Consider the following 9,535-nt stretch of genomic DNA (forward strand, 5'->3'; position numbering starts at 1 on the left):
CTCCTTTCCTTATTCACATCGAAACTTTAAAATTGGAGTTTATTTTTTTCGATAGGCTATGCTTGGTGGTCAGATTGGGAGTTAACAGCGTAGATATGGGTTTATCACAACGCCAATGGCGGAAGTTTTTGGGTATAGGAATTTTTAGTGTTCTTCTTGCCTTACCTTTAAAAGCACTTTCTCAGTCAGCGGTGGCGACACCAGCGAGTACGACTAGTCAGGTAAATGTGTTTCAGGCGATCGTTTTAGGATTTGTGCAAGGGGCGACGGAATTTTTACCGATCAGTAGTACGGCGCATTTAAAAGTTGTACCAGTTACTTTGGGGTGGGGCGATCCAGGTGTTGCTTTTACGGCGGTGATTCAGTTGGGTAGTATTGCGGCGGTGTTGTGGTACTTTTGGGGGGATTTGAAAAATATAACGATGGGTTCGATCGCAGCGATCGCAACTAAAGACTACGATGCTCAAGAGTTTAAATTAGCATTGGGAATTGCTTTTGGGACGATCCCGATCGTGTTCTTTGGGTTATTGATTAAAATCTTTATTCCTGATTTTGATAATTCTCCGTTGCGGAGTGTGGGGGCGATCGCTATTGCTTCAATCGTCATGTCAATATTATTAGGAATAGCGGAAACGATCGGGACTCGGAAACGAAAATTTGACAAATTGGGGGTAAAAGATGGAATTTTGATGGGTTTAGGGCAAGCATTAGCTTTAATTCCCGGAGTTTCTCGTTCTGGTTCCACTTTAACTGCTGGTTTATTCATGGGTTTAGAAAGGGCGACAGCAGCAAGGTTTTCCTTTTTGTTAGGAATTCCGGCGATTACTTTAGCTGGTTTGGTGGAATTAAAAGGGATTTTATCTGAGGGTGTGGGAGATGCGGGAATATTGCCTTTAATTGCTGGGGTAATTTCTGCGGGAATTTTTTCTTATTTAGCGATCGCTTGGTTGCTAAAATTCCTGCAAACTCAAAGTACTTGGGTGTTTATTTGGTATCGGTTAATCTTTGGCGTAGTAATTTTAGCGGCACTTTTTGCTGGAGTGTTGCAAAATAGCTAATAGTTGTTAGTCATTTGTCATCTGTCATTAGTCATTTGGACGTTTGACCAATGACTAATGGCTAGTGACCAATGACTAATGACTAGTAACCAATGAGTGAAATTTCGGTTCGTCCGGCTTTAATTACGAAGGTTTTACCTGATTCGATCGCGGCGGAGATTGGGTTTGAGGTTGGCGATCGTTTAGTTGCAATTAACGGTACTAAACCTCGCGATCTCATCGACTACAAATTCTTATGCGCCGATGAAGTTTTAGAATTAGAAGTTTTAGACGCGAAAGGCAAAACCCATAAAGTAGAAATAGAAAAAGATTACGACGAAGAATTAGGTTTAGAATTTGAAACCGCATTATTTGACGGTTTAATTCAATGTAATAACCGTTGTCCCTTCTGTTTCATCGACCAACAACCACCAGGAAAAAGAGAATCTTTATATTTAAAAGATGACGATTATCGTTTAAGTTTCCTCTATGGTTCTTACTTAACTTTAACTAATCTCACCCAAAAAGAATGGAACAGAATCGAACAAATGCGGCTTTCCCCGCTTTATGTTTCCGTTCACGCAACTGAACCAGAAATCAGAATTCGCCTCTTAAAAAATCAACGTGCTGAACAAATTTTAGAACAGATTAAATGGTTTCAAAAACGCCGTTTACAAATTCACGCCCAAGTAGTAGTTTGTCCGGGAATTAATGACGGAATTCACTTAGAAACCACATTAAGAGATTTAGCCAAATTTCACAAAGGCGCAGTTCCCGCAGTTGCATCGATCGCAGTTGTTCCAGTTGGTTTAACTCGCTTTCGTCCTGAAGAAGATGAATTAATTCCAGTTACTCCAGAAAAAGCCAAAGAAGTAATTTCCCAAGTCCAAAAACTGCAAGGCGAATTAGGGAAAAAGAAGGGTAAAAATTGTATTTGGTTAGCCGATGAATGGTTTTTGATTGCGGGTGAAGATTTACCTCCAGAATCACACTATGAAGATTACCCACAAATTGATAATGGAGTCGGTTCAATTCGATTATTTTTAAGAAAATTTGAGGAAGCAGCGAAGATTTTACCTGCCAGTGTTTCGCCCGAAAGAAAGTTTACTTGGGTAGTGGGAAATGCAGTTGAAAAAGCTTTTCAACCAATTTTAGAAACATTGAACAAAGTTAAAGGTTTGACAGTAGAAATGGCGGCTTTTCCTAGTGGATATTGGGGACAAAAAATTAGTGTTACTGGGTTATTGACTGGGGAAGATTTGCTGTTGAATTTACAAGGTAAAGATTTGGGAGATGGGATTTTATTGCCATCTTTGATGTTGAAACATGGGGATACTAAGTTTTTGGACGATCGGACTGTTGAGGAAGTTGCTGAGAAGTTGGGTGTGAGGATTTTTCCGGTTAGTGGAATTGAGGGTTTGATTGAGGGTTGTGTGAATAATCAGGATTAAAAGTTATGACAGAAACTAAATGCGATCGCATAGTGAAACGAGGAAGAATTTTCCCTGAAATTCAATGGTCAGAGGAAGAAAAAGCGGAATGGAAAGCTGAATTAGCGGGAATCAGTGAGCGTTGTCAACTAGTTTTTCAGCGAGTCCAACCAGAGTTAATTAAAACTCACTATAACTGGGTAACGAATCGAAAGTCCGACAAGCTTTACAGGTTTTACGAACCGATCGACAGTTAAATGATTTAGAATCTTTGCTGGCATTTTTTGCTACCTTTGTCTTAGAAACTCCCTTAGTTCAGCAAATTATGAGGTGGGATATGGCAGTTTTACGTGAATCTCCTTGGTATCAAGAAATTTTACAAAAAGGTGTGGAACAAGGTTTGCAACAAGGTTTACAACAAGGTAGAGAACAAGCTTTACTACAAGGTAAACTATCCGCTATTGCTTTGGGTTTAGAATTGAAATTTGGCACGGAAGGTTTACAGCTAATGCCAGAAATTGAACAAATAGAAGATGTAGCGACTTTAGAAGCAATTGTTCAAGGAATTAAAACCTTAAATACTCTTGATGAGTTGCGGCAAATTTATAGATAAATTTGTTAGTAAGTGATAGGGTTAGAGGTGAGATCGATCGCCAATAAACCCCACTAAGGGCTAATTTGAACAACTATTCCCCCATCGTCTATCTTGACAGCAACTCCAGCCGGAATAGTTGCTATCATAGTGGCTGTTTGAATTTCTTACTCAAAAGATTTTCATCTAGCAGTATAAGCATTTGTATCTCTCGATATTTGAATCATCATTTTAGTAGCAATTTGCAATACCTGAATAGCCTAATGTTTGAGATAGGGAAAATCACCGATGAACTCTTCCAATCCATCCTCTTCTTCCAGGTAGTCAAATAAAGTTTGTAATGGGACACGACTACCTACAAAAACTGGAACCCCACTCATTATTTCTGGATCTGCGTGAATAATATTTCGTTCATTCAAAACTTTTTCAATTTCCATGAAATTACCTCAAATCGATCGCTTAAAAATTTCCAAATCCCAGATAAATTCTATCATAAAATTTTGCATATTAAACACCTCAACTTTTTCTCTACTTCACCCATCTTAAACCATTCCGTTCTTGATATTCTAAAATATACGCTACATTCTTTTGTTCTAAAGGTGTTAATAAATCATCGGGAAAACTTTCCGGTGAATAAATCGGACGATACCAAGATTGACTACTAAAATATTCTTGTAAAACCTGATTTCTAAACCTTCTGCCATAACGGGCAAAAACGGAATTTCGCAATACATCTAATTCTAAAGCGTTTTTATCAAATAAATCTGCATCAGTAACTTGTCTTTGGGAAAGCCAAGTAAAATCGTAATTTTCGGGAAAGTTTATTTTCGGAGTAACCGCTATACTTTGTTTTAAATTTGGTTGGGGAGTTGGGTTGAAAAATGCTTTATAAATTATCGGTATACTAACTAAAGTCATAATAATCATGCTACCGATAATCAGTAAGTTTTTTTGGTTTATTTGCTCTAAGGGTGCAGTATTTTGTGCCAGCGTTTCATCTGTTTTTTTTGAATAATTAGTTGCTAATAAAGTTACAGTTGAAGGTATAATAGTAGTATCTAATTGTAATGCTGCTAACATTTCTTTGGCGGTTTGGTAGCGATCGCGCCAATGAGACTGAACAGCCTTATTTAAAACTGCTACTAAACTAGGACTAATATTGATAGCATATTTCTGCCATAAAATTTCTCCTGTTTGATGATCTATATCCAAAATTCTCGGACTTCGACAGGTTAACAAATAAATTGCTGTCATCCCTAAACTATATAAATCACTAGCATAAACAGGTCTACCTGCCGCTTGTTCAGCAGGCATAAAACCGCTAGTTCCAATCACAATAGAACTGGTAGTAGTACCATGAGAATTGATGATAGTTCCCATCGTTTCTTTCACTGCACCAAAATCAATTAAAACAGGTTTACTGTCAGTTTCCCTGAGCATAATATTATCCGGTTTAATATCTCGATGCACCATCTTTTTGCTATGAACATAATCTAAAACAGGTAAAATATCTAGCATGAATTCCCGCACGAAACTTTCGCTCTGAACACCTTCTGTTTGGAGTTTTTTACCTAAAGTTTCTCCGGCAATCCACTCTTGAACTAAATAAAATTGCTCATCAATGGTAAAGTAAGCGTATAATTTAGGAATCTGTTGATTACCATCACCCAATTCTTCTAAAACTACGGCTTCTCTGGCAAATCTTTCTTTGACTAACTGATAAATTTCGGGTCTATTTTCAATAGGTTTCAGCTGCTTAATTACACAACGCCGTTTCGATGGCATATTGGTATCTTCTGCTAAAAAAGTATCACCAAAGCCGCCACTACCCAATTTTTGTAGCAAAAGATAGCGGTTATTCAGAAGTTCCTGTATCATTGGCATTCACAGGTTCGGTTTTGTTCACTAGCTTCCAAATCTATGCTACAACTATAACTTTGACGCGATCGCTATTTCCCAACAAAAAATAACTTTTATCATTCAAACCTAACCAACTAACAAAACAATGGGCGACATTCAAATTATCCGTGACTTTTACTCATTTCCCGAACAAACAAATCGTATCCTCCGCATCTTTACCCCTGAAATTTACCAAGAACAACCCCACAGGCGGTTTCCAGTGCTTTATATGTTGGATGGGCAAAATATCTTTTCCCACCCGGAATCAGCAGTTTATGATACTTGGTGTGCCAATATTACCCTAGAAGAGTTAGTATCTCAAGGGACTATCCACCCTTGGATTATTGTTGGGATAGATCACTTACCCAACCGGATGGAAGAATACTCTCCTTGGCAAGATGGAAGGGGACATTTAACATCGGAGTTTTTAGTAAATAGTTTAAAACCTTATATCGATCGCCAATATCGCACCCTCACAGATCCCCAGAATACAGCAATTTTAGGCTCAAGTATGGGCGGATTATTTGCTTTATATTTAGGCAAAACTTACCCACAAATTTTTGGACGCATTGGGGGTATTTCTCCCGCTTTAATGTTTGGTGGAGATTTCATGTTTCGCTACTGGGATAGACATACTCGGTTTTGGTCAAAAATTCTCTTGCACGTTGGGAGTGCAGAACAATACAATTATTATGGCACTGAACTAGATTTCGTTCCGATTACCGAATATTTTTATCAACATTTGAAAAAGTTAGGGTACAGCGAACAGGAATTATGTTTTGTGCTTGCTGAAGGTGATATTCATCACGAAACTGCTTGGCAAAAACGTTTACCAGAAATGCTAACTTGGTTATTAGAACCAACTGTGGGAACTGGCTGGTTTTAAAAGTTATAAAAGTAGAACTTCAGGGGGAAAACTATGGTACAAAACTAGACTTAATCAGCTTTGTACGTTATAGCACTTTAGCGCCCTGAAGCATCAGTAATCATCCGAGAAAACATCGTCGCCATATCGGGTGGAACCACAGTAAAACGGATGTAAAATCCTGCTGTACCATCCGTTAAGATTCCAGTCACTTTAGCATATAAATCGCCTAACTTTTCACCTGTTTCAGTTGGGATTAAAAGTTTAATTTTGATATTATTCAATGGTTCTACCAAATATTGCGATCGCACTTCCCCACCGTTAACCGAAAGTTTTACTAAACTTCCTGTTAATAGTCGATCGTCAATACGCTTTCCTTGAATTAACCTAAATTCAATAGGAATTTCTTCTTGCACCGAAATGAGAATTTCTTCTTCTCTAGATAAGAATAAATTGTACCTACCTGCAATTCCGTTAACTTCATGAATGGCGATCGCTTCATCAAAACCTTTAGGTTGTACCTCCATAGATTTATGAATTTGAACAATATCTCCTACATCTTTTAAGGTTGCTTCAGAAATGAGAATTTCGCCACCTACTGTATAAGATTCAATCCGAGAAGCTAGATTAATCGGACTGCCAATTACTGTATACTTAGCGTGTTTTTGGGAACCAATATTTCCGACTACCACTTCACCCGTATTGATCCCAATTCCCATTTGAATCTTGGGCAAACCTACCCTTTCTAATTGTTCGTTCACAGAAATCATTGCTTGCTGCATAGCAACAGCACAAGCGATCGCCCTTTCCGCATCATCTACTCTCTGAGTTAACGAACCAAACAAAACTAAAACTGCATCACCAATTAAGTCATCAATTATTCCCTGATACTTCGCAATTACATCAGTCATCGGTGCCAAATAGATGTTTAGCATCTCCACAACTTTTTCTGGTGGCAACCTTTCCGATACAGCAGAAAAGCCTCTTAAATCAGAGAGCAAAATGGTAATTTTTCGCCTTTCACCTCCTAGCTTCAAACCTTCTGGTGTCTCTAGCAAAGTAGCAACAACTTCATCAGTAAGGTAACGACTAAAAACTTGACGAATACCTCCGGCACTGTAGGCAATGTAACTGATAATAGCGATCGCAGAACCAGCTATAGCTAAAGCAGGTGGGACAAAGGGAATCCACCATCCACTTAAAAAAGCCAAATAACAGATGGCAAACAAACTTCCCCCAGCTAACAAAATACCAACAACAGAAGGAAACGAAAAGTTAGCCACCCCACCAGCATATCTCCATTTCCAACTCACCGCAGCACCTACCACCGACCAAGCAAAAATCCACAAAAATTCTAAAGGTTCAGCCCAACTTTGAATCAAAGGTCGCCCTTCAAGTGCTGCACTTAAAATTTGGCTGATGACATTTGCATGAATTTCTACACCGGAAGTTTCATCAGGAATACCAATTAGCGTATTACTATAAGGAGTAAAGAAAAAATCTTTCTTGCTTTGTGCAGTTGAACCAATCAAAACAATACGTTTTTTGATCGAGTCTGGAGGAATTTTGTTATCTAAAACATCTGTCACCGATACAGTTTTAAAACTGTTTGCTGGCCCTTTGTAGTTCAATAATATTTGATAACCTTGGGCATTGGTACGGACATAACCACCATCATTTTCCTGAAAGCGAATAAATACCGCTTTACCTAACTGCAAATAATTAGGATTGACTGCTGACGGTTTAGCAACAATACCTAATTTTTTTAGATAAATTTCCGCCAATCTCAACCCAAAACTGGTGATAATTTTGCTATCTTTAGTTTGCAAATAGAGAAAGTAGCGCCGAATCTTATTGTCAGCATCTAATGGTAGGTCACTCGCACTAACTTGACCCAGTTTATTTAACACTGGTGGTGGGTTAATCGGCGCATCATTACCATTACCAACAACTTTCCTAATCCCAATCAAATTTGGTGTAGACTGAAAAACTTTTGCTAGTTTTTGAGCACCTGTTCCTTCTGGTAAATCTCGAAAGATATCCAAACCAATAGCTGTCGGTTGTTGTTGTTTCAGTTTTTCAATTAGTTCCGCTAACAGTTCATCTGATAAAGTTGCTCGACCAATTTTTTGAATATCAGATTCAGTCATTCCGACAATCACAATCCGGGAATCAATCGGTTCTAACGGACGCAAACGAAAGAATTGATCGTAAGCTGCCAACTCAAATGGGACTAATAACCCAGCTGCACGCGAGATAATTACTAACCCTGCAATACTGGGGGCTGTAATTAATAATCCACGCCATTCCCAAATCAGCTTTTTCAGCTTCGATCGCATAAAATGTTTACAACTTCGCTTGCTTAAATCGGATGTTATTCAATTCTCAGGTAAAGGTTCTGGGATAAAAGGTTCCAATCCGGCTGAATTTAACAATTCTTCCCAATCCTTAATCAACTGTGAGTTATTAGGTTGTTCGCGGCGCAGAGCTACTAAACTAGCTAAAGCTTCATACCATATTCCATCAGCTGCATAAATATTTGGCAGAGTAGATGATTTCCCTGTTTCAATTTGATTTGCCGCAGCTTGACTTAGTTGGGTTCTTTGTATCCAACCACGATCGCTAATTTCATTTTCACTCCGATCGTTAGGATTGCACACTAACACTAAGTACCACTGATAACTCTTGCCCATTTCCAAAGGTGGTAATTCTTTAGCCGGGAGAGTAATACTAACTATACCGGGTTGAGTGGGAATCGGGAAACTGGTTCGGTAAATCACCTGACTGCTTTGATTCATCAAGATAAATTCCCCACTCTGGGCAGTAGATTGAGGAACATAGCCAAAAAATGTGGGATACTCCGATACCGTCAATCCTACGTAATCTTTCGGTGTAAAAGTAGTTAAATGCTTTTCCGTGGGTGACACGCAAGAACCGCTGCGCCGCGTCCAACCTCTGATTCTGATCCTATTGTTGGGTAAAATATTTCCTGTAGACGACGGTGCTTCCGTACCGGGTCGAAGCAAAAATTGCTCTCCACCACTTTCTGTGGACTGAGGTGCTTGTGTACCAGGTCGAGGTCGAAAGCGCACTCCCCCACTTCCTGTAGAAGGTGGCGTTCCTACATCTCGCGGTTGGAATTGAGAAACTTCCCAATTAATGCCTTGTTTTTCTGTACTCAATCCAGGTGTGATATATAGTTCTAGGCATAAGGCTACTGCAACAGTTGCAAACGGATACTTAATCCAATTCATGACCTAATTTACTACTGCTCCGAATAAAGGTGCATACCTTTATTATGTCAACTAACTGAAACCACCCCAGCCCTAAAGGGACGGGGGTTCAAAGTGCTGTGATGCCTCTATCTGGCTCTCCCAAAATGGTACAACATCCAGATTCTTAGCATCAGCAATGAGAACTTTTGTGGCGACTCGCTCTGACTCTGGAAAACTTCCAAAGGAAGAAGGAACTCGTCCCTCTACTCGCAAGTTAGTTTCTTTTTTAGTCGCCTGTTTCCAAGCCGCCAACAGGATCGGTTCCAAACCTAACCAGCAACATTTTTGTTCGACACTAAGCTGTTACGCATTTAAATCACTTATTAACGAGTAGGGTGCGTCAGACGGTAAAGCCTGATATAGAAAGGAAAATATCTATATCTGACGCACCCTACAATATAACTTTTAAATGCGTAACAGCTTACTAACGGTATCTC

The 9,535-nt window shown here is 39.1% G+C and carries 9 protein-coding genes; 5 read left to right on the top strand and 4 right to left on the bottom strand.

The features are described from left to right. The first annotated feature begins 95 nt into the window (after positions 1-95). The 4 genes from ACE1B6_RS02275 to ACE1B6_RS02290 all read left to right on the top strand — a co-directional run bounded on the left by ACE1B6_RS02275 (position 96) and on the right by ACE1B6_RS02290 (position 3,080). A complete protein-coding gene (locus tag ACE1B6_RS02275) occupies positions 96-1,058 on the top strand; it encodes an undecaprenyl-diphosphate phosphatase (protein ID WP_413255603.1) in 963 nt (320 codons plus the stop codon). 92 nt (positions 1,059-1,150) lie between these two features. Further along, on the top strand, positions 1,151-2,488 hold the full coding sequence (locus tag ACE1B6_RS02280; protein ID WP_413255604.1) for a TIGR03279 family radical SAM protein: 1,338 nt from the start codon (positions 1,151-1,153) through the stop codon (positions 2,486-2,488). A 5-nt stretch (positions 2,489-2,493) separates the two neighbouring features. Beyond that, positions 2,494-2,724 carry a hypothetical protein gene (locus ACE1B6_RS02285; RefSeq protein WP_413255605.1) on the top strand — a complete coding sequence of 77 codons (231 nt, stop codon included), beginning with the start codon at positions 2,494-2,496 and terminating at the stop codon, positions 2,722-2,724. 14 nt (positions 2,725-2,738) lie between these two features. Then, positions 2,739-3,080 (top strand): RpnC/YadD family protein, encoded by a 342-nt coding sequence (locus ACE1B6_RS02290; RefSeq protein ID WP_413255606.1) that lies wholly within the window; start codon positions 2,739-2,741, stop codon positions 3,078-3,080. 239 nt (positions 3,081-3,319) lie between these two features. Here ACE1B6_RS02290 and ACE1B6_RS02295 read toward each other — a convergent pair whose 3' ends face one another. Both ACE1B6_RS02295 and ACE1B6_RS02300 read right to left on the bottom strand, forming a co-directional pair. Further along, positions 3,320-3,496 (bottom strand): DUF433 domain-containing protein, encoded by a 177-nt coding sequence (locus ACE1B6_RS02295; RefSeq protein WP_413255607.1) that lies wholly within the window; start codon positions 3,494-3,496, stop codon positions 3,320-3,322. A gap of 91 nt (positions 3,497-3,587) precedes the next feature. Next, entirely contained in the window at positions 3,588-4,937 is a 1,350-nt protein-coding gene (locus tag ACE1B6_RS02300; protein WP_413255608.1) for a protein kinase domain-containing protein, read from the bottom strand. Positions 4,938-5,064: 127 nt separating this feature from the next. On the opposite strand from ACE1B6_RS02300, the gene ACE1B6_RS02305 reads away from it, so the two are divergent. Further along, positions 5,065-5,844 (top strand): alpha/beta hydrolase, encoded by a 780-nt coding sequence (locus ACE1B6_RS02305; RefSeq protein WP_413255609.1) that lies wholly within the window; start codon positions 5,065-5,067, stop codon positions 5,842-5,844. A 77-nt stretch (positions 5,845-5,921) separates the two neighbouring features. On the opposite strand, the gene ACE1B6_RS02310 is transcribed toward ACE1B6_RS02305, so the two are convergent. Together ACE1B6_RS02310 and ACE1B6_RS02315 are read right to left on the bottom strand one after the other, a co-directional pair. Continuing rightward, the gene (locus tag ACE1B6_RS02310) at positions 5,922-8,162 is read right to left on the bottom strand and encodes a CHASE2 domain-containing protein (RefSeq protein ID WP_413255610.1); all 2,241 of its coding nucleotides are present in this window, start codon (positions 8,160-8,162) and stop codon (positions 5,922-5,924) included. A gap of 39 nt (positions 8,163-8,201) precedes the next feature. Continuing rightward, positions 8,202-9,077: a DUF928 domain-containing protein gene (locus ACE1B6_RS02315; protein WP_413255611.1), complete on the bottom strand. Its 876-nt coding sequence runs from the start codon at positions 9,075-9,077 to the stop codon at positions 8,202-8,204. Positions 9,078-9,535: the final 458 nt, after the last annotated feature.

It is taken from the genome of Floridaenema fluviatile BLCC-F154 (assembly GCF_041929135.1).
In the GTDB taxonomy this organism is placed as follows: Bacteria; Cyanobacteriota; Cyanobacteriia; order Cyanobacteriales; family Aerosakkonemataceae; genus Floridanema; species Floridanema fluviatile.